Here is a 20,984-nt window from a genome sequence, read left to right as displayed (position 1 = left end):
GCGCCTGATCGGACCTAGCCGACCGTCGCCTCGATGGAGATGGTCGCGCGCACCGAATGGGCCATTTCGCAGTGTTCGTGGGCGGAGTGATGCAGGGCGTCCAGCTCCGCCTGGTCCGGCTGGCGGCCGGAGAAGATGGTCACGGGGCGCAGCGTGACGCGGGCCAGGTAGCGATGGCCCGCCTCATCCTTGTCCAGTTCGCCGGAGGCCGCGTCACGGTAGGAATCGACCACCAGGCCGGCGTTGGCGGCGAAGGCCAGGAACCACAGCATGTGGCAGCTGGACAGGGAGGCGACCATCGCCTCCTCGGGATCGACCGCCGAGGCGTCCGACAGGGGCACCGGCACCCCGGCGGGCGACGACGATCCGGGCACCACGGCCCCGCCGTCGAAGGTCCAGTTGTGGGCGCGGCTGTAGCGCTTGTCGGTGAAGGGCTGGTCGCCCCGCATCCATTCGATGGTCGCCCCGTGCGCGCTCATTGCCCGTCTCCCTGTCAGTCGGCCAGGATCGTATAGACCATGGGCGCCCGAACCTCGAAGCCCAACGCGCGGTAAAAGGCGATGGTCGCCTCGTGATCGGCGAAGGCGTGCAGGAAGGCGGCCTCGCCCGAGGCGTGGATCTCGCCGACCACCGCCCGCGACAGGGCCGCCGCATAGCCCCGCCCGCGATGGTCGGGATGGGTGCAGACGCCGCTCAGTTCGATGAAACCGTCCACCCGCAGCCGCCGCCCCGCCATGGCGATCAGTTCGCCGTCCTGCTTGATCCCGACGAAGGGGCCGAGTTCGCGCGTCTTCGACCGAAAGGGGCCGGGCCGGGTCAGCAACGCCAGGGCCAGCATGGCGGGGGCGTCGGCCTCGGTCAGGGCTTCGATGGCGACATCCGACGGGCCGGCCGGAGTCAGGGCCGGCTTCAGGGCCGTGGAGGTCATCTGCATCAGGCCGATGCGGCTGACGACGGCCACGCCTTCGGGCAGGACGTCGGCCATCGGGCCGTCGGCGCGCTCGACCATGCCGGCGCCGGGATGAAGACGCGCCAGTTCGGTCAGGCGCGCCCGGCTTTCGGGCGAGGCGTCGGCGGCCGACAGGAAGACCCCCACTTCGGGATCGATCCGCACGGCGCGCGCGTCGGAGGTCGTCGTCGCGAAGGCCGACAGCCGTGTGTTCAGCGCGTTCCAGACGGCGCGGTCGAGCGGATGGTTCATGGCCGGGCTTCTAGACTCGGCGAGGAGGCGAAGGAACCGGCCGCGAGGACGCCGCAGCCGGAAACCGCGATCTCATCTTCCTCGTCACCTTCGGTCGAGCCCGAGGGTGACGTCGGGTGGGGGCTTACGCCCGCCAGAACCCCACGATCTTCTTCACCTCGTCCACCACCGGATCGGCGACGGCGGCGGCGCGTTCGGCCCCGTCCTTCAGCACCCGGTCGATCTCGGCCGGATCGTCCATCAGGCGGCGCATCTCGGCCGTGACGGGCGCCAGCGACGCCACCGCCAGATCGGCCAGGGCTGGCTTGAAGGCGCCGAACCCCTGGCCGCCGAACTGTTCGATCACCTGTTCGCGCGTCAGTCCGGCCAGGGCGGCGTAGATGGCGACCAGGTTCTTGGCCTCGGGCCGGTCGTTCAGGTCGTCCAGGGTTTCGGGCAGGGGCTCGGGATCGGTCTTGGCCTTGCGGATCTTGGACGCGATCGTGTCGGCGTCGTCGGTCAGATTGATGCGGCTGTTGTCGGACGGATCCGACTTGGACATCTTGGCCGCCCCGTCGCGCAGGCTCATGACGCGCGTCGCCGGCCCCTGGATGATGGGCTCGGGCACGGGGAAATAGCCGGGGACGCCGAAGTCGTTGTTGAACTTGGCGGCGATATCGCGGGTCAGTTCAAGATGCTGTTTCTGGTCCTCGCCGACCGGCACCTCGGTCGCCTTGTACAGCAGGATGTCGGCGGCCTGGAGCACGGGATAGGTATAGAGGCCGACCGAGGCCCGTTCCTTGTGCTTGCCCGACTTCTCCTTGAACTGGGTCATCCGGTCCAGCCAGCCCAGGCGGGCGACGCAGTTGAAGATCCAGGCCAGTTCGGCATGGGCGCGCACGGCCGATTGCGGGAAGATGATCGACTTGGCCGGGTCCAGGCCCGAGGCCAGATAGGCGGCGGCGATCTCGCGCGTCTGGGCGGCCAGCTTCTCGGGCTCCTGCCAGACGGTGATGGCGTGCATGTCGGCGACGAAGACGAAGACCGGTGCCCCCTGGTCCTGCAGTTCGACGAACCGCTTCAGGGCGCCGAGATAATTGCCCAGATGCAGCGCGCCGGAGGCCTGGATGCCGGACAGGATGCGGCGCGGGCCGTCATAGGCCGGAGCAGCGGTCGGCGGAGATTGATCGGTCATAGTCAGTCGGGTCTCGGAAAGTCGTGGTCAGGCGGGACGAGGCGGCGGCGGTTCAGCCGCGCCATCGCCGGTCGAAGATCGGGCCCGAAAGGATCATGGCTCGCGCTTATCGCCTCGGCTTCATTCAGTCCAGACCGGACACGGCCGAACCGCCCGGCTCGCGGCGCAACGTCGCCTTCAGCTCGGACAGGGTGACGGCGCGGAAGGCCAGCAGACAGGCGCCGTAAACCCCGGCGCCCAGGCCGCAGACGACCAGAACCGCAATTTCCTTGGCCAGCAGCAGCCGGCTGAGCAGTCCATAGTTGATCCCGGCCAGCAGCAGCAGGCCGGCCATGACCGCGCTGGCCGCCAGAACGCGCGCGATGCGCGAGACGAAGGCCGGCGACGGCCGCCAGCTGTTCTCGCGGATCAGCACCCCGCCCAGCAGGCCGACATTGACCCAGGCCGAGACGCTGGTGGCGATGGCCAGACCCAGGACCCCGTCCCAGCCCAGGGCGCCGAACCAGAAGAACAGGGCCGAACCCAGGACCACGGTGATGACCACCGCCGTGATCGCGAAATACATCGGCCGGCGCGTGTCCTCGCGGGCGAAGAAAGGCGGGGTCAGGACCTTGGCCAGGACGAAGGCCGGCACGCCCCAGGCGAACTGGCGCAGCACGTCGGCGGTGCGGGCGGCGTCGGCGCTGGTGAAGGCGCCGCGCGTCACCGTGGCGTCTATGATGAAAAAGGGAATGACGAACAGGGCCACGGCGGCGGGCAGGGTGAAGGCCATGGCCAGGTTGATCCCGTCGTCCAGCGTCTTCTGCCCGCCCTCGTGATCGCCCGAGACGAAGGCCTTGGTCAGGCGCGGCACCAGGGCCAGGCCGATGGCGACCCCGACCAGACCCAGCGGCAGCTGATACAGGCGGTCGGCGTTGTAGAGGACCGACCGGGCGCCCGCGTCCGAACCGGCCAGAACCTGGGACACGACCGAGTTGACCTGCATGGCCCCGCCGGCCATCGCGCCGGGCACGGCCAGAGCCAGGGCGCGTTTCACCGTCGGCGTCAGGCGCGGCAGGCCCAGCTTCAGCCTTACGCCCAGACGGCGCACGCCCCACCACAACAGGCCGGCCTGGATCACGCCCGACACCGTCACGGCGGCGCTGGTGGCCAAGAGCACGGTCGCCGGCGAGACGGGCAGGACGAAGCCGCTGATCAATGGGGCCAGGGTGCACAGGTTCAGGAATACCGGCACCGCCGCCGACAGGGCGAACCTTCCGCCGGTGTTCAGCACCCCCGACAACAGGGAGGCGATGGTCATGCAGGCCAGATAGGGCATGGCCAGCTGGGTAGCGATCACCGCCACGCGCATGACCTCGGCGTCGTCCTTCCACGCCGACAGCAGCCAGGGCACGATCCACGGCATGACCGCCTGCAACAGGATGCAGAAGGCCGCGACCACGGCGAACATGAAGGACATGACCTCCGACGCCGTCACCGTCGCGGCCGCCTCGCCGTCGCGCGTCCTGACCCCGCCATAGACGGGCACGAAGGCCTGGGCGAAGGCGCCCTCGGCGAACAGGCGGCGGAACATGTTGGGCAGCATCAGGGCCGTGGACCAGACGTCCATCAGCGCCCCCTGGCCGAAATTGGCCGACAGGGCCAGATCACGTCCGAAACCGAGCAAACGGCTGCCCAGGGTCAGGCTCGACTGAACCAGGGTGTTGCGGGCGAGGCTCATGCGGACCGGGGGAGGAAGGCTGGAGAAGACCGAGGCTTAGCGTGCTTCCGGCGGCGGCGATACGGGCTTGGCGCGGGTTCGGCGGCCCAGGTCCGAGACGTCGCGGGCGCTGGCGCGGGCCGAGGCGACTTTGCGCCCCTCTGGGGCCGGGGCGCGGCTGTCCAGCACCGCCTCCAGGGCTGTGCGCAGCTCGGCGATCCGCTGTTCGGACGTGATCTTCCGTCCCTTGCGGTCGACCACATAGAAGCTGTCGACCGCCCGTTCGCCATAAGACGCCACATGGGCGGAGCGGATGTTCAGCCCCTCGTCGTTGAAGACACGGGACAGGGCCGCCAGCAGGCCCGGCCGGTCGGCGCCCGAGACCTCGACCACAGTGGCCAGTTCAGAGGCGTGGTGATCGACCATGACCACGGGCCGAACCTCGAAGGCGGCCTTTCTGGCGTTGCCGACGGGGGCGGGGGCCTTGCCGATCCGGCCCTCGCCGCGCGCGGCCTTCTCCAGCGCCTCGACCAGGGCTTTCAGCCGGCGCGGCTCGGCCTGGCCATAGGGCAGGCCCGCCCCGTCCTGAACCCGGAAGACGTCCAGCACCACGCCCTCGCTGGTCGTCGCCACGCGGGCGTCGGTGACGTCGGCGCCCAGGGCGGCCATGGTCTGGGCCAGGTCGGCGAACAGGCCGGGGCGGTCGGCGGCGGCGATCGAGATCTCGGTGGCCTGGACCGGCAGCCCCTCGACCGGCGCCAGAGGCGCGGCCTCTGCGGCCGCTCCGGTCTGACGCGCCCGCTCCACCAGTTCGGGATGCGCCGTCAGCGGATCCTCGCGCGCCATGTCCTCGCCCCGGAACAGGCCGGCGACCTGGTCGTACAGGGTGCGCATCAACTGGCCCTTCCAGCCGTTCCACACGCCCGGCCCCACGGCGCGGATATCGGCCACGGTCAGGACCAGCAGCATCCGCAATCGCTCCGGGTCGCCGACCAGTTCGGCGAAGGCGCGGATGGTGGCCGGATCGGACAGGTCGCGCTTCTGGGCATAGTCGGACAGGGCCAGGTGGCTGCGCACCAGCCAGACCACCAGTTCGATCCGGCGCGGATCGACCCCCAGCCGTTCGCAGGCCCGGCGCGCGGCGATGGCCCCGTCCTCCAGCTGGCCCCGCTCGCCCCCCTTGCCGACGTCGTGCAACAGCATGCCCAGCATCAGGGCTTCCATGTCCGAGATCAGATGCACGATCTCGCTGGCCAGCGGGTGGTCGGTCTTCAGCTTGCCGCGCGCGATGTCATTGATCACGCCGATGGCCTGGAGCGTATGCTCGTCCACCGTATAGGCGTGGTACATGTTGAACTGGGTCTGGCCGACGATCCGCCCCCATTCGGGCAGGAACCGACCCAGCAGCCCGGTCTCGTTCATGAGGGTCAGGGTGCGATACGGCCGCTGCCCATGGGCCAGGACGTTCAGCAAGGCGCGGCTCGCCTCCGGGTCACGACGCAGTTTCGGCGTCACCAGCGACAGCGACCGGGTCACGGCCGAAAAGGCGTCGGGGTGCAGGTCCAGGTCGTGGCGATCGGCGGTGACGAACAATGTCAGCAGTCTGATCGGATCCTCGGCGAAGACCTCGGCCCCTTCGACCGACAGCCGCCCCTGGTCCACCCAGAACCCCTCGACCCCCAGTCTTCGGCGGCTGGGCCGAAACGGGATCATCAGGCGCGACAAGCCTCGGGCCGTCTTCTGATGCCGGGCCTCCAGTTTGGCCGACATGGCCCGCGTCAGGGCGCCGACGTCGCGCGCGATCAGGAAATAGCGGCGCATGAACCGCTCCACCGCCGGCTCGTCGCCCCGGCCCTGCCAACCCATGCGCCGCGCCACCTCGGGCTGCATGTCGAAGGTCAGCTTCTCCTCCGCCCGCCCGGCGACCAGGTGCAGATGGATGCGCACCCGCCACAGGAAGTCGAATGCGTCGTCGGAGGCGCGGCGTTCGCGCGGGGTGAACAGTTCGTCCATCACCGTCGCGCCCAGTCGACTGTCGGGCGCCAGGGACCGGGCGATCCAGTACAGGGTGTTGAGGTCGCGCAAGCCGCCCTTGCCGTCCTTGACGTTGGGCTCGACCTTGTAGCGGGTCACGCCCGCCTTCTGGTGGCGGGCGGCGCGCTCCTCCAGCTTAGCGGCGATGAAGGGGCGGGGATCGGCCTTGGCCACCATGTCGCGGAACCGGCTGATCATCAGATCCGACAGCCGGTCGTCGCCCGCCAGATGCCGGGCCTCCAGCAGGGTGGTCCGCACGGTCATGTCGGTGCGCGCCAGGGTCAGGCATTCCTCGACCGACCGCACGGCCGGCCCGACCTTGATTCCCAGGTCCCACAGCACATAGAGGACGAACTCGACCACCGTCCCGCCGCGCAGCGTCGTCTTGGCCGGGCGCAGGAACAGCAGGTCCAGGTCGGAATAGGGCGCCAGAACGCCCCGGCCATAGCCCCCGACCGCCACCAGCGAAAGGCGTTCGCTCTCGACGGCCGAGACGGGGAACAGGACCTGGGTCGCGACCCGCCACAGGGCGGCCAGCATGTCGTCCGCAGCCGTGGCGTACAGGCGGGCGACCTCGCGCCCCTTCATGCCCCCGTCCAGCTTGCGCTCGGCGCGGGCGCGGGCGGCGGCGAAACTGTCCCTCAGAACGGACGCGACCGCCTCGCGCGGATCTTCCGCGCGGGCGGCCTCGTCAAGACGGTCATCCAGACTGGGCGAAACGAGGGTCATGTCAGCCACCTATAGGCCCCAACCCCCTTCGCGTCAGTGACGGATTACTCCGGGCGAACGCGCTTCTTGCGGAACGACGGGTTCAGGGTCTGCTTGCGCAGGCGGATGGACTTCGGCGTCACCTCGACCAGCTCATCGTCGTCGATATAGGCGATGGCCTGTTCCAGCGACATCTGGCGCGGCGGGGTCAGGCGAACGGCCTCGTCCTTGCCGGAGGCGCGGACGTTGGTCAGCTGCTTGCCCTTGATCGGGTTGACGTCCAGGTCGTCCCAGCGCGCGTTCTCGCCGATGATCATGCCCTGATAGGTCTTCTCGCCGGCGCCGACGAACATGACGCCGCGATCTTCCAGGTTCCACAGGGCGAAAGCCGCCGTGTCGCCGTCCGAGTTCGAGATCAGCACGCCCTTCAGACGGCCGGCGATCGCGCCCTTGTAGGCTTCATAGTGGCTGAACACCCGGTTCAGCACGCCCGAACCGCGCGTGTCGGTCAGGAACTCGCCCTGATAGCCGATCAGCGAACGCGACGGGCATTTCAGGCTGATGCGGGTCTTGCCGGCGCCCGACGGGCCCATGTCGGTCATTTCGGCCTTACGCGCCGACAGCTTCTCGATGACGATGCCCGAGAACTCGTCGTCGACGTCGATCATGACGTCTTCGATCGGCTCCATCTTCTCGCCGTTGGGGCCTTCCTGGAAGACCACGCGCGGACGCGAGATCGAGACCTCGAAGCCTTCGCGGCGCATGTTCTCGATCAGAACGCCCAGCTGCAGTTCGCCACGGCCGGCCACTTCATAGGCGTCGCCGCCTTCAGTGGTCGTGACGCGGATGGCGACGTTGGCTTCGGCCTCCTTCAGCAGGCGGTCGCGGATGACGCGCGACTGGACCTTGTCGCCTTCGCGACCGGCCAGGGGGCTGTCGTTGACCGAGACGGTCATCGAGATGGTCGGCGGATCGATCGGCTGGGCCGGCAGGGCGTCGACGACTTCCATGGCGCACAGGGTGTCGGCCACGGTGGCCTTGGACATGCCGGCGATGGCGACGATGTCGCCCGCTTCCGAACCCTCGTCCAGGGCCTGACGCTTCAGGCCGCGGAAGGCCAGCACCTTGGTGATGCGGCCGCGCTCGATTTCCTTGCCTTCACGGTCCAGGGCGTGGATCGCCATGCCGGGGACCGCCTTGCCGCTCTCGATACGGCCGGTCAGGATACGCCCCAGGAACGGGTCGGATTCGATCAGCACGTTCAGCATCTGGAACGGCTTGTCCTTGTTGTCCTGCACCTTCGGCGGCGGGACGTGGTCGACGATCAGGTCGAACAGCGGGGCCAGATTGTCGTTGGGCTGGTTCAGATCCATCGTCGCCCAGCCGTTGCGGCCCGAGGCGTAGATGTGGGGGAAGTCCAGCTGCTCGTCCGTCGCGCCGATGGCGGCGAACAGGTCGAAGGTTTCGTTGTGGACGCGGTCCGGATCGGCGTGGGCGCGGTCGACCTTGTTGATGCACAGGATCGGGCGCAGGCCCATCTTCAGCGCCTTGGTCAGGACGAACTTGGTCTGGGGCATGACGCCCTCTTCGGCGTCCACCAGGATGACGCAGCCGTCCACCATGCCCAGGATGCGCTCGACTTCGCCGCCGAAGTCGGCGTGGCCGGGGGTGTCGATGATGTTGATGCGGGTTTCGCCGGCCTTGCCGTTCCAGAGCACCGAGGTGCACTTGGCCAGGATGGTGATGCCGCGCTCTTTTTCCTGGTCGTTGGAGTCCATGGCGCGCTCGGTCGTCGCCTCATTGGCTCGGAAGACGCCGGACTGGGCGAGCAGTTGGTCCACCAGGGTGGTCTTGCCATGGTCGACGTGGGCGATGATGGCGACGTTGCGCAGGTTCATTTGATAATCGCGAAAAGGCGCGGCCGGGATGCAGGCGGCCGCTGGTCATGAAAAGGCATGCAGGGAGCGCGCGCCTCTTACAGGCATGTGGACCGAAAGACCAGAGCAGGCGTTTCGAAGCCCGCTGCGGCCTTACCGATATTTCATCCCGGCGGCCGCATCCGTGGGGTGCGGCGGCCTCCTCTATTCCCGTGACGGTGAAACCGAACGGGAATGGAGACGACGATGGCGACGATCACGGGACTCATGATGGCGGGGCTTCTGGCGACGGGCGGCGCGCCCGACATGTATGTGGACGCCCGCGGCCTTTCGATGGCGCGCCCCGGCGACGCCCTGGTTCTGGCCGAGCGTATTCGAAGCGCGAGCGGGGCCTGGTGCGCGACCCATCGGGCGGTGCTGACGCCGGACCATGTCGGCGACCCGCGGGTCTGCGAGCGCGAAATGAAACGGCGCGCCATCCATCAGGTGCCTTGGGCGGAGCGGCTCCTGTTCGTCAGGGCCGGCGGTCAGCGCGCCCTGAACCTCTGACCGAGACTAGAGGGCGCGGATCATATAGCGGGCGTCGGCGCCATAGCTGGCCAGCTTCTCCTCCAGGCCCGCGATATCGCGGGCCTGGAACCCATGGCGGGTCCAGAAACCGACAGCGTCATTGACCGCGACCAGGGCGATGGCGGGCCAGCCGTCCGCCTCAGCCTGTTCGGCCAGCCGCTCGACGACGGCGCGCGTGACCCCGCCGCCGCGCGCGTCGGGGTGCAGGGCCAGGTCGTGCAGATAGATCAGGGCCGGCTCGGCGGGCAGGCCCTCGATCACCGTGTTCAGCGGCGGCGCGGCCTCGGCCCGCCACGGATAGGCGATCAGATAACCCTTCGCCGGTTCATCGCCGTCCGCCAGGACGAAACAGCCGCGCGGATAAAGCGCCAGCCGGTTCTGAAAACAGGCCCGATCTTCGAAATGGTCGGGAAAGGACAGACGTGCGACCTCGACCACGGCGTCGATGTCGTCCGGCCGCATCGGCCGCCAGCTCAGCGAGGACAGCGGCTGTTCAGTTCCGCCTTCTGGAAGCGCCATCGGATGATCCTCTCCTGACCGTCCAGCACGCCTTCGATCCGGGCGTTCAGGACATCGCCGTCGCGTTCATAGACGACGCGCTTGGGAAAGTCGTCGTCGGCCGCCCGTTCGAACACCACGCGGGTCGGGCCGGACTCGATCACGGGAAACACGGCCGGCGCCTGGCCTTCCGGCTGGGCGAAATAGGCCAGCGGCGTGTTTGGTGGCGTGTCCGGGGACGCGGGCGGGGTCGGATCGACCGGGCCGATGCGCGACAGCTCCCACCCCGCCCGCCCGCCGCGCACGGTCAGCGCGGCGCCCAGCATCAGGTTCAGGCGTGGATCGGTCCAGGTCTCGGACGCTTCACGGCCCCCTTCGCAGGACAGCCAGTAGCCGGACATCCACCCCAGGTCTGGACGCAGGTCAGGCGCCTGAAGCGCGGCGGTCATCATCAGGACGGTCAGCATGGTCGATCTCCCTCTCTCCGACGAAGACGCTATTCGTATGCGGTCCCGACGGCTTGTAGGATTGCGACGCTATGGCCCGGGCCAGCTCACGCTGCTCTCGCGCCCAGTCGGTGGCGGTGCAGCCGAGGAAGCGGCGGAAGTCGCGCGCCATCTGCGGCTGGTCGAAATAGCCGGCCTCCAGACCCGCTCCCAGCCAGCCCTCCACGTCTTCGCCGGGATGGGCCGCATGATCGAACACCCGGCGGAAACGGAAGATCGAGCGCAACAGCCGGGGCGAGACCCCGACCCGGTCGGCGAACCGGCGTTGTAGCGCCCGCTGCTCGGTCGCGGACCGGGCCGGCGCCGGGGTTTCCGACCCCGCCGCCCCGACCTCCGCCCGTATGATGGGGTCGATACGCCAGTCCGCGCCGCGTCTCTGGTCGTCCAGCCAGTCGGCGAAGGTCGCCGCCTGGTCTGCGGGGGCGCCGGGCGGCGGGGCGAACCCGGCCAGTCTTGCGACCATGTCCAGCCGCCGGTCGGTCGCCTCCCTGAGCGGTCGCCCCAGGAAGTCGCGCGCGCCGTCTGGCTCGAAACGGACGGCGACCAGTTCGGTCGGACCGGTCGGCCGCAGGGCCAGCGGTCGCGTCATCTGGCCGGCGAACAGGGCCTGGGGCTGCAGGCGGAACCGCCCGTCCTCGCCCTGTTCGGCATAGGGGGCGCCGATGTCGAAGACCAGTTCGGGACAGCCGTCCGGGGCGATGCGCTGGATCGTCGGCGAGGGCTCAGGCGCGGCATAGGTCCAGATGACGCGGACAAAGGGGCGAAGCGTCGGCGGCGGCGCAAACTCCTGATAGCGCTCCTCCCCCGAGGCCACCTCAGTTGACCTTGGACCGGTCCGGCGGCGGGGCGGGCAGGGCGGCGACCGGCACGCCGTCTTCCTTCAGCTTCCTGACCTCGACCGGCGTGGCCTCGCCGTAGATTTCGCGTTTCTCGGATCGGCCCTCGTGGATGTCGCGGGCCTCGCGGGCGAAGGTGTCGCCGACATAGTCGAAGTTCGCCTCGACATGGGCGCGGACCTCGCGGGCCGCCTCCATCATCATCGTCTGCATTCTGGCCGCCGCGTCCGGGGCCGGATCGGATTTTTTCGCGCCGCTGACCGAAGGGGCCATGATCGCCTTCTCGACGGAATGGGAGCCGCAGAAGGGGCATTCGACCAGGCCGCGCGCCGCCTGGTCGTCATAGTCGGACGACGAGCCGAACCAGGCCTCGAAGCCATGGGCCTGGTCGCAACGAAGGGCGTAACGGATCATGGGCGCATCAGACGGGCAGAAAATCGCGGTCGTGGGTCAGGGCGGGCACGGCCGCACGGGCCTTGACCACCGCCTCCATGTCCAGCTTGGCCGTCAGAATGCAAGGATCGTCGTGGTCCGCCCTGGCCAGAATCTCGCCCCAGGGCCCGACGATGGTCGACCGGCCCCAGGTGCGCCGCCCGTCCTCGTGCAGGCCGCCCTGGGCCGGGGCCAGGACGAAGGCCCCGGTCTCGATGGCCCTCGCCCGCAACAGGGTCTCCCAATGGGCCTCGCCGGTCGGGACGGTGAAGGCGGAGGGCACGGCGATCATTCCGGCTCCCGCCTTGGCCAGTTGGCGATACAGGTGGGGAAAGCGCACGTCGTAGCAGACGCTCAGGCCCAGCCGACCCCAGGGGGTGTCGGCGACCGCCGCCCCGTCGCCGGGCCGAACCGTCGCGCTTTCGCGATATTTCTCGCCGTTCGGCAGATCGACGTCGAAGACGTGCAGCTTGTCATAGCGGGCCACGATCCCGCCCGAAGCGTCGATCAGCAGCGACCGGTTAGCCGCCCGGTCGTCGCCCTCGCGACCCGATCGGACGATGGCCGAGCCGATCAGCAGCCAGACGCCCAGTTCCGCCGCCAGACGACGCAGGCCCAGCACGGCGAGGTCGGCGTCCTCGTCCGAGACGACCCCGTCGCGGCGGTCGCGCCGCTGTTCGAGCAGATTGGTCCCCTCGGGCGTCAGGATGAACCGGGCGCCGCCCGCCGCCGCCTCGCGGATCAGGGGCTCGACATGCGCCAGGGCCGCCTCAGCCGTCGCCGGCGTGCGGGTCTGGATCAGGGCGATGTCGAGCCCGCCGCTCATGGTCAGGCCGCCAGCAGCGGGTCGAGCTTGCCGTCGCGGTCCAGGGCGTGGATGTCGTCGGACCCGCCGACATGGTCGCCGTCGATGAAGATCTGCGGGAAGGTCATGCGGCCGCCGGACTTATCGACCATCTCGGCCTTCTTGTCGGGGTCGTTGGAGGCGACGATCTCGGTATAGTCGACGCCCTTCTTCTTCAGCAGGGCCATGGCGCTGTAGCAGTAGGGGCAGCCGGGCTTGGTGTAGATGACGACGTCGGCCAAATCAGAACTCCAGGAAAGAAAACATCTTCAGCGGCGAGCCGCCGCATGATGAACCAGCGCCCTACATAATAAGTTCACGGGCGTTTCGCACCCTCGCGATCACCGCCAGGTCCACCGCCCGCGCCCCGGCCGCGATCAGGGCGCGGGCGCAGGCCTCGCCGGTCGCACCCGTGGTCAGGACGTCGTCGATCAGGAGAATACGCCGCCCTCTGATGCGCCGACGCCCGGCCTCGGTCACGGCGAAGACCTTCCTGACGTTCAGACGCCGACCGCGCCGGCTCTTGCCGCCCTGGCTGTCGCTGTGGGTCGTGCGGGTCAGGGCGTCTGGCAGATAGTCGAGCCGGGCGTCGCGGGCCAGAGGCCGGGCGATCTCCGCCGCCTGGTTGAAACGGCGCGACAGCAGGCGGAACGGGTGCAGCGGGACCGGGACCACCGCGTCCGCCTCCTGGATCAGATCTGCGGCCCCCCGGCCGATCCAGCGCGCGAACAGAGGCGCGAACTGCTGCTGGTCGCCATGTTTGTAGGCCAGGATCAGCCCCCGCGAATGCTCATCGTACACACAGGCCGCCCGCGCCCGTTCGAAACCGTAGGGCTGGGCCAGACAGGCGGCGCAGCGGGTCTCGGCGAAGACGCCGCCGTCGAACTCGAACGCCGCGCCGCAGCCGTCGCAGACCGGCGCCTCGAGGAACTTGATCCGGCTCCAGGCGTCCGGAGTCAGGCCTGCGGCGGCCGTCGCCTCGCGGCTGTCGAAGGCCAGCGGCGGCAGGATCAGATCGGCCAGATTCCTGCCCAGGCCAAGGCCTGCCTGGACTGACATCCGCCCAAACTGACGGCTCGCCCCTTCCCAGGCGCGACGCCAGACCCCATCCTGCACCGTCATGACCGCCTCCCCCGCGCCCTCAGACGGCCCGCCCCGCATCTTCGACGCCCGCAGACGCGAGGCCAGGCTGGCGCGCGCCGCCGATCGATTGGGCGAGGCTGACTTCCTGCACGTCCGGGCGGCCGAGAACGCGGCGGGCAGCCTGGAGGCCATCCTGCGCGACTTTCCCGTTGCGGTCGACCTCTCGGCCCATCCCGGCCCCTTCGCCCAGGCCCTGGCCGCCAGCGACGCCGCCGGCCGGGTGGGCGCGGTCGTCACGCCGACCTCGCGCGCCGAACGCGCCGCGCCGGGCGCCGCCGCCCTGCCGCTGGAGGACGGATCGACCGATCTGATCGTCTCCCTGCTCAGCCTGCACTGGGCCAACGACCTGCCCGGCGCCCTGGCCCAGATCCGGCGGGCCCTGAAGCCGGACGGCCTGTTCATCGGCACCCTGTTTGGGGCGGGCACCCTGAAGGAGCTGCGAGCCGTCCTGACTGACGCCGAACTGGCCGAGCGCGGCGGCGCCCAGGCGCGGATCTCGCCCTTCGCCGACGGCTATGACGGCGCCGCCCTGTTGCAGCGGGCCGGTTTCGCCCTGCCGGTGTCCGACGTGGACCGGTTCACGGTTCGCTACCCGGACCTGTTCGCCCTGGTCCGCGATCTGCGCGCCATGGGCGAGACCAATGTGCTGCACGGCCCGATCCGCCCGCTCAGCCGCGCCGTCCTCGCCCGCGCCGCGGCCCTCTACGCCGAACGCCACGGCGACGCCGACGGCCGTATTCCGGCGACCTTCGAGATCATCCATCTGGCCGGCTGGAAGCCGCACGAAAGCCAGCAGAAGCCGCTGGCGCGCGGCTCCGCCAAGACCCGTCTGGCGGACGCTCTGGGGGTCAAGGAGATGACGGGCGACGAGACCGACTGAGGCCGGTTCTCAGCGACCTCAGGCTTTCAGGGCGTCGGAAATTTTCTGCATCATCTGGTTGAAACTGCCCTCGTTGGACCCGCCGATGGCGGCCAGACCGCTTATGATGACCAGGACGATCAGGGCGCAGATCAGGCCGTATTCGAGCGCGGTGGCGCCCCTGTCGTCGCGCAGGAACCGGGCGATTAAACCTCTCATGGCCGGCCTCCCTGGTCGGCGGTGATCAGAGCAGGTCGCGCAACCAGGCGACCAGGGGTTCGTCAGCCGGCGGCATGGGATAGTCCGAAAGCTGGTTCGGCTTCACCCAGGCCAGGCCTTCGTGCTCACGCGCCGTGACCACGCCGTCCCAGCGTCGGCACAGATACAGTGGCATCAACAGATGAAATGAATCGTAAGCATGGCTGGCGAAGACGAAGGGCGCCAGACAGCTCTCGCTGACCTCTATGCCCAGTTCCTCGCGCAGTTCGCGGATCAACGCCTGTTCGGGCCGTTCGCCGGGTTCGACCTTGCCGCCCGGAAACTCCCACAGACCGGCCAGTTTCTTGCCCTCGGGGCGTTTGGCGATCAGGACGCGTCCGTCGACGTCGATCAGGGCCACGGCGACGACGAGGACGGTGGGAAGCGACATCAGAAGGCCTGTCCAAGATAACGCAAGGCCGACACCCGGACGGTCTCATCGTCAAACGAATAGAGCACCACGACGCGGCGATCAAAGGTGATGCGATGCACCAGATCGTCCAGCGGCCGACCGATGCGCGGGAATTCTGTCAAGGTCTCGCAACGCCGACGGATGTCGTTGATGAATCGCAGGGCTGCGTTGGGCGAGTCTGCGGCGATCAGGTCGTAGGCCGCCGCGAAGTCGAACTCTGCCGAAGGCAGAAAGACCAACTTGCGGCTCAACCCGCGTCCCGTTTCAGGCGGGCTTCATGTCGCGCCAGAAGGTTCAGCCGTAGATCCTCAGAGGTCAGCGGCGGTCGCGGATCGGCCAGGGCCTGATCATGCTGGCGCCGCGCCCAGGCGACAGCTTCGGGCGAGGGCGTTTCGCTATCGAGATCATCCCACAGAGCCCGGCTGACGAAAGGGCCAGCTTCTTCGGCATAGGGATCGACGGGCTTGGGCTTGGCGCTCATGGCCTCATCTTAGCACGAAATCAGCTACGATAATCGCCGTTGATCTCGATATAGCCCTTGGTCAGGTCGCAGGTCCAAACCGTGGCCGAGGCCCGGCCGGAACCGACGTCGACGGTGATGTCGATCTCGGAATTCTTCATATAGGCCGTCATCTTGACCTCGTCGTAGGTCGGGGACGGCGCGCCGTCGATCGCGGCCTGGTGCGGGCCGAACCGGATCGCCAGATGGTCGCGGTCGACCGGCTCCTCGGTCTTGCCGACGGCCATCACCACCCGGCCCCAGTTGGCGTCCTGACCGGCGATGGCGGTCTTGACCAGGGGGCTGTCGGCGATGGACTTGGCCAGCTTGCGGGCCGAGGCGGGGCTGGCGGCGCCGTCCACCGTCACCTTGACGAACTTGGTCGCCCCCTCGCCGTCGCGCACCAACTGGTGCGCCAGGTCCAGCATCACCTTGTCCAGGGCGGCCGAGAAGCTCTTCAGCCGCCGGTCGCCGACCCGGCCGATGCGCGGCGCGCCGGATGCGCCGGTGGCGAACAGCAGGGCCGTGTCATTGGTCGAGGTGTCGCCGTCCACCGTGACGCTGTTGAAGGTGGTGCGGACATGCAGGCTCAGCAGGGCCTGAAGCACGTTCGGATGGATGTCGGCGTCGGTGACGATGAAGGCCAGCATGGTCGCCATGTCCGGCGCGATCATGCCCGACCCCTTGGCGATCCCGGCGATCCGAACCTTGTAGCCTTCGATCTCGGCCTCGGCGTAGGAACCCTTGGGGAAGGTGTCGGTGGTCATGATGCCCCGACCCGCCCGCGCCCATTGTTCGGTCGGGTGGATGTCGGCGTCCAGTCCGGCCTCGATCTCGGCCAGTCTGGAGACGATCTTCTTGTCGTCCAGCACCACCCCGATCACCCCGGTCGACGCCAGCATGACGTCGCGCTGGCGGCAGCCGAACCGTTTGGCGACCTCGGAGGCGGCGCGGCGGGCGGCGTCGGCGCCGGCCTTGCCGGTGAAGGCGTTGGCGCAGCCGGCGTTGACCACCAGGGCGCGCACGTCCTTGCCCCCCTCGGCGCCCGACAGATGCCGCTTGCACCAGTCGACCGGCGCCGAGCCGATCTTGTGACGGGTGAAGACCCCGGCGCAACTGGTCCCCCGCGCGAAGCGGAACACCACCAGATCATCGCGCTCATGCTTGTAGAAGCCGGCGCGGGCGGCGGCGATCTCGACCCCGCCGATGGGGGGAATGGTCGGAAAGGGGACGGCCAGCGGCGAAATGGCCAGGCCCGGCTTGCCCGCGGCGGGCACGGCCGGCGCTGCAGGTTCGGCCGGGCGGGTGGCGCGTTTCAGAGCCGTGGCGAAGGGGTCCAGCGCCTTCTCGAAAGCCTGTTCGATCTTCTGGCCGGTGGTCGAGGGGGGCTTGGTCATGTCAGGCGGCCGGTACGGGTGCGGAAGTCGGGGGTGGAGCGTCGGACGCGGTTTCGGCGGGCGCGGAGGCGGGCTCCTCGTTCTGCCCGGTGCTTTCGCCCGATAGCAGGACATTGACCTTGGCCTTGTCGCGCAACTGCTCCAGCAGACGCCGGACCCCTTCATAGGTCAGATAGCGGACGATCTGGGGCCGGGCCTGTTCCAGGGTGGGCGGGCTTTCCTTGCGCCGGTCCTCGACCCGCAGCACGGCCCAGCCGCCCTCGGTCTGGAACGGACCCACGGTCGATCCCGCCGGTTTGTCGCGCAGGGCGCCGGCATAGGCCTGGGGCATGACGTCCAGGGTCGAATAGCCCAGATCCCCGCCCGAGAAGCGCGTCGCCTCGTCGATCGACCGTTCCATGGCCACGGCTTCGAACCCGGCGCCCTGGCCCAGCATGCCGATGACGGCGTCCGCCTCGGGCTTGGTGCGCGACAGGATCAGGCGGACGCGGATCTCCTCCGACGTCTTCGCCAGTCGCAGCTGCTCGTTGTACAGGGTCTGGACCGCCTGGTCCGAAATCGCACCGTTGACGACGCTCTCGACCAGCATGTCGCCCAGTATCCGTTCGCGCGTCGCCTCCAGGCGGCGCTGGGCCAGGGGCGAGGCGTCCAGCCGCCGCCGCTCGGCCTCTCGGGCCAGCAGCTTCTGGTCGATCACCTCGTCCAGCACGCGGCGGAACAGGTCCGAGGTCACGTCCAGCGGCTCGCCCTCGCCCACCAGACCCTGGGCCACCGCCTCGCGCTTGACGTCCGAGGCCCAGACCGTCTCGTTCTGGACCTCGGCTACCGGCCGGTCGCCGGGCTGGGGCGCGCGGTCGTCCCCGTCCCCGCGCGAACAGGCGCCGAGCGTCAGGGTCGCCATGAGCGCCAGGGTGATCAAGCCGAGAGGTCGCCGATATGGGGTCAAGAGGGCGCTCCGTCGAAGGCGGCCGAATGCCCCTCGCGTTGACAGGGGTTAGGCCGGTGCTTAAGTCCCGCCTGCGCCCAAGTCGAGGGGTTTTGATCGTCTGCGCGGCCCTTCGCGCGCGCCTGCACGGGCGCGCCGGGGCCGCCATCGTTCCGGGCCTCGCGTGGGGCGCGCCTATCGCCGCCCCTCACGGGATTTCAGAGCCGCTCCTTAATGACGCTCGACCTTTACCGGATCTGACATGCTCGGCTTCGCCAAGAAATTTTTCGGCTCCTCCAACGACCGCAAGGTCAAGGCCTTCCAGGACCACGCCCAGCGCATCAATGCGCTGGAGCCCAAGTTCGCCGCCTTGTCCGACGACGAGCTGCGTATGATGACCGACGCCTTCCGTGACCGGGTGGCGAACGGCGAGGCCCTGGACAAGATCCTGCCCGAGGCCTTCGCCGTGGTGCGCGAGGCGTCCAAACGGGTGCTGGGCCAGCGTCAGTACGACGTCCAGCTGGCCGGCGGCATGATCCTGCACGAAGGCGGCATCGCCGAGATGCGGACCGGCGAGGGCAAGACCCTGGTCGCCGTGGCCCCCGTCTATCTGAACGCCCTGGCCGGCAAGGGCGTCCACGTCATCACCGTCAACGACTATCTGGCCCGCCGCGACGCCGAGACCATGGGTCGGGTCTATCGCTTCCTGGGTCTGGAGGTCGGGGTCATCGTCAACGGCCTGTCCCAGGGCCAGCGCCAGGCCGCCTACGCCGCCGACGTCACCTACGGCACCAACAATGAATTCGGCTTCGACTATCTGCGCGACAATCTGGTCTATGACCGGCGCGAGATGGTGCAGCGCCCGCATAATTTCGCCATCGTCGACGAAGTCGACTCCATCCTGATCGACGAGGCCCGCACGCCCCTGATCATCTCGGGCCCGACCGAGGACCGCTCAGACCTCTACAAGGTCCTGGACGGCCTGGTGAAGGAGCTGATCAAGGACAAGGAGACGTTCGAGCTCGACGAGAAGCAGAAACAGGTCCTGCTGACCGAACTGGGCTCGGAGCGGATGGAAGAGGCGCTGGAATCCGGCGGCCATTTCGCCCCCGACACCACCGGCCTGTACGACGCCGCCAACATCAGCCTGGTCCACCACACCAACCAGGCTCTGCGCGCCAACACCCTGTATCAGCGTGATAAGGACTATATCATCAAGGGCGGCGAGATCGTCCTGATCGACGAATTCACTGGCCGCATGATGACCGGCCGCCGCCTTTCCGAGGGCCTCCACCAGGCCATCGAGGCCAAGGAAGACGTCAAGATCCAGCCCGAGAACCAGACCCTGGCCTCGGTCACGATCCAGAATTACTTCCGCCTGTACGAGAAACTGTCCGGCATGACCGGCACGGCCGCGACCGAGGCGCAGGAGTTCGGCGACATCTACAAGATGGAGGTGCTGGAGGTGCCGACCAACCGGCCGATCCAGCGCAAGGACTATGACGACGAGGTCTATCGGACCCACGCCGAGAAGAACCAGGCCATCGCCCGTCAGATCGCCGAATGCCATCTGGCGGGCCAGCCGATCCTGGTCGGCACCGTGTCCATCGAACGTTCGGAACAGCTGTCGGACCTGCTGAACAGCTACGAATACAAGGTCGAGGTCTCGCGCGAGCTCAAGAAGGAATATGTCGGCAAGGCGAAAGAGGCCGAGAAGATCGGCGACGCCGCCTATGACATCACCTACGAGACCCGGCTGCGCGGCATCCCGCACTCCGTCCTGAACGCCCGCCAGCACGAGCAGGAGGCCTATATCGTCGCCGATGCCGGTCTGCCTGGCGTGGTGACCATCGCCACCAACATGGCCGGTCGCGGCACCGACATCCAGCTCGGGGGCAACCTCGAGATGAAGATGCAGAAGTGGCTGCTGGAACAGCGCAACATGGCCGTCGAGGTCACGCCCGAGATGGAGCAGGCGCAGGAGGCCCAGTTCAAGGCCGACATCGCCGTGCAGAAGAAAATCGCCCTGGACGCCGGCGGCCTGTTCGTCCTGGGCACCGAACGCCACGAGAGCCGCCGGATCGACAATCAGCTGCGCGGCCGCACCGGCCGTCAGGGCGACCCCGGCACCTCGAAATTCTACCTGTCCTGCGAGGACGACCTGCTGCGCATCTTCGCCGGCGACCGTCTGGACTCGATCATGAAGACCTTCGGCGTGGCCGAGGGCGAGGCCATCACCCACCCCTGGCTGAACCGCGCCATCGAGACCGCCCAGAAGCGGGTCGAGACCCGCAACTACGACATCCGCAAGAACCTGCTGAAATACGACGACGTCGTGAACGACCAGCGCAAGGCCGTGTTCGAGCAGCGTCAGGAGTTCATGGACTCCGAGGACCTGTCCGAACTGGTCGGCGACTTCCGCCGCGACGTCGTCTCCGACCTGGTCGAACGCTATATGCCGCCCAAGGCCTATGCCGAACAGTGGGACATCGACAGCCTGGACGAGAAGGTCCGCACCACCCTGGGCCTCGAACTGCCGCTGCACGACTGGGCGGCGGAGGAAGGCGTGTCGAACGAGGAGATCGAGGAGCGGCTGCTGGCCGCCGCCGACGCCCGCGCCGCCGAACGTCTGGAACAGATCGGCGCCGCCCAGACCCGCGGTCTCGAAAAACAGTTCATGCTGCAGATGATCGACATGCAGTGGCGCGAGCACCTGGTCCATCTGGACCATCTGCGCGGCGTCATCGGCCTGCGCGGCTACGGCCAGCGCGATCCGCTGAACGAGTACAAGACCGAGGCCTTCTCGCTGTTCGAGAACCTGCTGTACGACCTGCGCCACAACGTCACCCGCTGGCTGATGACGGTCGAGTTCCGCTTCCAGCCGCCGCCCGAAATGCCCGAGTTCCAGGAAATCCACCTGAACCCCGGCACCGGCGAGAACGAGATGGCCAATCCGGCGGCGCAGAACCCGGAAGGCCAGCTGATCGGCGACGACCGCTCCAAGCTGCCGGTCGAGGCCCTGCCGCACGGTTGGGAGATGACCGGCCGCAACTCGCCCTGCCCCTGCGGCTCGGGCCGCAAGTTCAAACACTGCCACGGGGCGCTGGTCTGA

22 protein-coding genes are annotated in these 20,984 nt (G+C 68.5%); 3 read left to right on the top strand and 19 right to left on the bottom strand.

The window, feature by feature from the left end; translation table 11 throughout:
• Positions 1-14: 14 nt before the first annotated feature.
• The 6 genes from H2037_RS12380 to typA all read right to left on the bottom strand — a co-directional run bounded on the left by H2037_RS12380 (position 15) and on the right by typA (position 8,714).
• Positions 15-479 (bottom strand): OsmC family protein, encoded by a 465-nt coding sequence (locus tag H2037_RS12380; RefSeq protein ID WP_292122370.1) that lies wholly within the window; start codon positions 477-479, stop codon positions 15-17.
• A gap of 14 nt (positions 480-493) precedes the next feature.
• Entirely contained in the window at positions 494-1,201 is a 708-nt protein-coding gene (locus tag H2037_RS12375; protein WP_292122367.1) for a GNAT family N-acetyltransferase, read from the bottom strand.
• A gap of 124 nt (positions 1,202-1,325) precedes the next feature.
• Positions 1,326-2,375, bottom strand: a complete 1,050-nt coding sequence (trpS, locus tag H2037_RS12370; RefSeq protein WP_292122364.1) for a tryptophan--tRNA ligase — start codon at positions 2,373-2,375, stop codon at positions 1,326-1,328.
• Between the two features lie 124 nt (positions 2,376-2,499).
• A complete protein-coding gene (murJ, locus tag H2037_RS12365; protein ID WP_292122361.1) occupies positions 2,500-4,095 on the bottom strand; it encodes a murein biosynthesis integral membrane protein MurJ in 1,596 nt (531 codons plus the stop codon).
• A gap of 36 nt (positions 4,096-4,131) precedes the next feature.
• Positions 4,132-6,837, bottom strand: coding sequence for a [protein-PII] uridylyltransferase (glnD, locus tag H2037_RS12360; protein WP_292122359.1), 2,706 nt, complete (start codon positions 6,835-6,837; stop codon positions 4,132-4,134).
• 44 nt (positions 6,838-6,881) lie between these two features.
• Positions 6,882-8,714, bottom strand: coding sequence for a translational GTPase TypA (typA, locus tag H2037_RS12355; RefSeq protein WP_292122356.1), 1,833 nt, complete (start codon positions 8,712-8,714; stop codon positions 6,882-6,884).
• A gap of 225 nt (positions 8,715-8,939) precedes the next feature.
• On the opposite strand from typA, the gene H2037_RS12350 reads away from it, so the two are divergent.
• A complete protein-coding gene (locus H2037_RS12350; RefSeq protein ID WP_292122353.1) occupies positions 8,940-9,242 on the top strand; it encodes a hypothetical protein in 303 nt (100 codons plus the stop codon).
• 6 nt (positions 9,243-9,248) lie between these two features.
• On the opposite strand, the gene H2037_RS12345 is transcribed toward H2037_RS12350, so the two are convergent.
• The 7 genes from H2037_RS12345 to H2037_RS12315 form a co-directional block, all read right to left on the bottom strand.
• Positions 9,249-9,782, bottom strand: a complete 534-nt coding sequence (locus H2037_RS12345) for a GNAT family N-acetyltransferase (protein ID WP_292122352.1) — start codon at positions 9,780-9,782, stop codon at positions 9,249-9,251.
• Complete coding sequence (locus H2037_RS12340) at positions 9,737-10,228, bottom strand: DUF6265 family protein (protein ID WP_292122349.1); 492 nt, start codon at positions 10,226-10,228, stop codon at positions 9,737-9,739. The genes H2037_RS12345 and H2037_RS12340 overlap by 46 nt, the downstream gene beginning before the upstream one ends.
• The gene (locus H2037_RS12335) at positions 10,185-11,081 is read right to left on the bottom strand and encodes a helix-turn-helix domain-containing protein (protein WP_292122346.1); all 897 of its coding nucleotides are present in this window, start codon (positions 11,079-11,081) and stop codon (positions 10,185-10,187) included. Before H2037_RS12335 ends, H2037_RS12340 begins: the two co-directional genes overlap by 44 nt.
• Position 11,082: 1 nt before the next feature.
• A complete protein-coding gene (locus H2037_RS12330; RefSeq protein WP_292122344.1) occupies positions 11,083-11,517 on the bottom strand; it encodes a DUF1178 family protein in 435 nt (144 codons plus the stop codon).
• Positions 11,518-11,524: 7 nt separating this feature from the next.
• Positions 11,525-12,361: a carbon-nitrogen hydrolase family protein gene (locus H2037_RS12325; protein WP_292122341.1), complete on the bottom strand. Its 837-nt coding sequence runs from the start codon at positions 12,359-12,361 to the stop codon at positions 11,525-11,527.
• Between the two features lie 2 nt (positions 12,362-12,363).
• The gene (grxC, locus tag H2037_RS12320; protein ID WP_292122338.1) at positions 12,364-12,621 is read right to left on the bottom strand and encodes a glutaredoxin 3; all 258 of its coding nucleotides are present in this window, start codon (positions 12,619-12,621) and stop codon (positions 12,364-12,366) included.
• Positions 12,622-12,682: 61 nt separating this feature from the next.
• Complete coding sequence (locus H2037_RS12315) at positions 12,683-13,438, bottom strand: ComF family protein (protein WP_292122406.1); 756 nt, start codon at positions 13,436-13,438, stop codon at positions 12,683-12,685.
• 61 nt (positions 13,439-13,499) lie between these two features.
• Here H2037_RS12315 and H2037_RS12310 point away from each other — a divergent pair, with 61 nt between their 5' ends.
• On the top strand, positions 13,500-14,402 hold the full coding sequence (locus tag H2037_RS12310; RefSeq protein WP_292122335.1) for a methyltransferase domain-containing protein: 903 nt from the start codon (positions 13,500-13,502) through the stop codon (positions 14,400-14,402).
• 18 nt (positions 14,403-14,420) lie between these two features.
• Here H2037_RS12310 and H2037_RS12305 read toward each other — a convergent pair whose 3' ends face one another.
• The 6 genes from H2037_RS12305 to H2037_RS12280 are packed head-to-tail and all read right to left on the bottom strand — an operon-like array spanning position 14,421 to position 17,848.
• Entirely contained in the window at positions 14,421-14,600 is a 180-nt protein-coding gene (locus H2037_RS12305) for a Flp family type IVb pilin (protein WP_292122332.1), read from the bottom strand.
• Positions 14,601-14,625: 25 nt separating this feature from the next.
• Positions 14,626-15,030 (bottom strand): (deoxy)nucleoside triphosphate pyrophosphohydrolase, encoded by a 405-nt coding sequence (locus H2037_RS12300; protein WP_292122329.1) that lies wholly within the window; start codon positions 15,028-15,030, stop codon positions 14,626-14,628.
• On the bottom strand, positions 15,030-15,302 hold the full coding sequence (locus H2037_RS12295) for a type II toxin-antitoxin system RelE/ParE family toxin (protein ID WP_292122328.1): 273 nt from the start codon (positions 15,300-15,302) through the stop codon (positions 15,030-15,032). The genes H2037_RS12300 and H2037_RS12295 overlap by 1 nt, the downstream gene beginning before the upstream one ends.
• Positions 15,299-15,532, bottom strand: coding sequence for a hypothetical protein (locus H2037_RS12290; protein ID WP_292122325.1), 234 nt, complete (start codon positions 15,530-15,532; stop codon positions 15,299-15,301). Before H2037_RS12290 ends, H2037_RS12295 begins: the two co-directional genes overlap by 4 nt.
• Before the next feature lie 20 nt (positions 15,533-15,552).
• Positions 15,553-16,947, bottom strand: a complete 1,395-nt coding sequence (argJ, locus tag H2037_RS12285; protein ID WP_292122323.1) for a bifunctional glutamate N-acetyltransferase/amino-acid acetyltransferase ArgJ — start codon at positions 16,945-16,947, stop codon at positions 15,553-15,555.
• Position 16,948: 1 nt separating this feature from the next.
• Positions 16,949-17,848 (bottom strand): peptidylprolyl isomerase, encoded by a 900-nt coding sequence (locus H2037_RS12280; RefSeq protein WP_292122403.1) that lies wholly within the window; start codon positions 17,846-17,848, stop codon positions 16,949-16,951.
• Positions 17,849-18,134: 286 nt separating this feature from the next.
• Between H2037_RS12280 and secA the strand changes: the two genes are divergently transcribed.
• Positions 18,135-20,984: a preprotein translocase subunit SecA gene (gene secA / locus H2037_RS12275; protein WP_292122320.1), complete on the top strand. Its 2,850-nt coding sequence runs from the start codon at positions 18,135-18,137 to the stop codon at positions 20,982-20,984.

This window comes from Brevundimonas sp. (assembly GCF_013912065.1).
Lineage (GTDB): Bacteria > Pseudomonadota > Alphaproteobacteria > Caulobacterales > Caulobacteraceae > Brevundimonas.
This window is presented reverse-complemented; position numbering and strand designations above follow the sequence as displayed.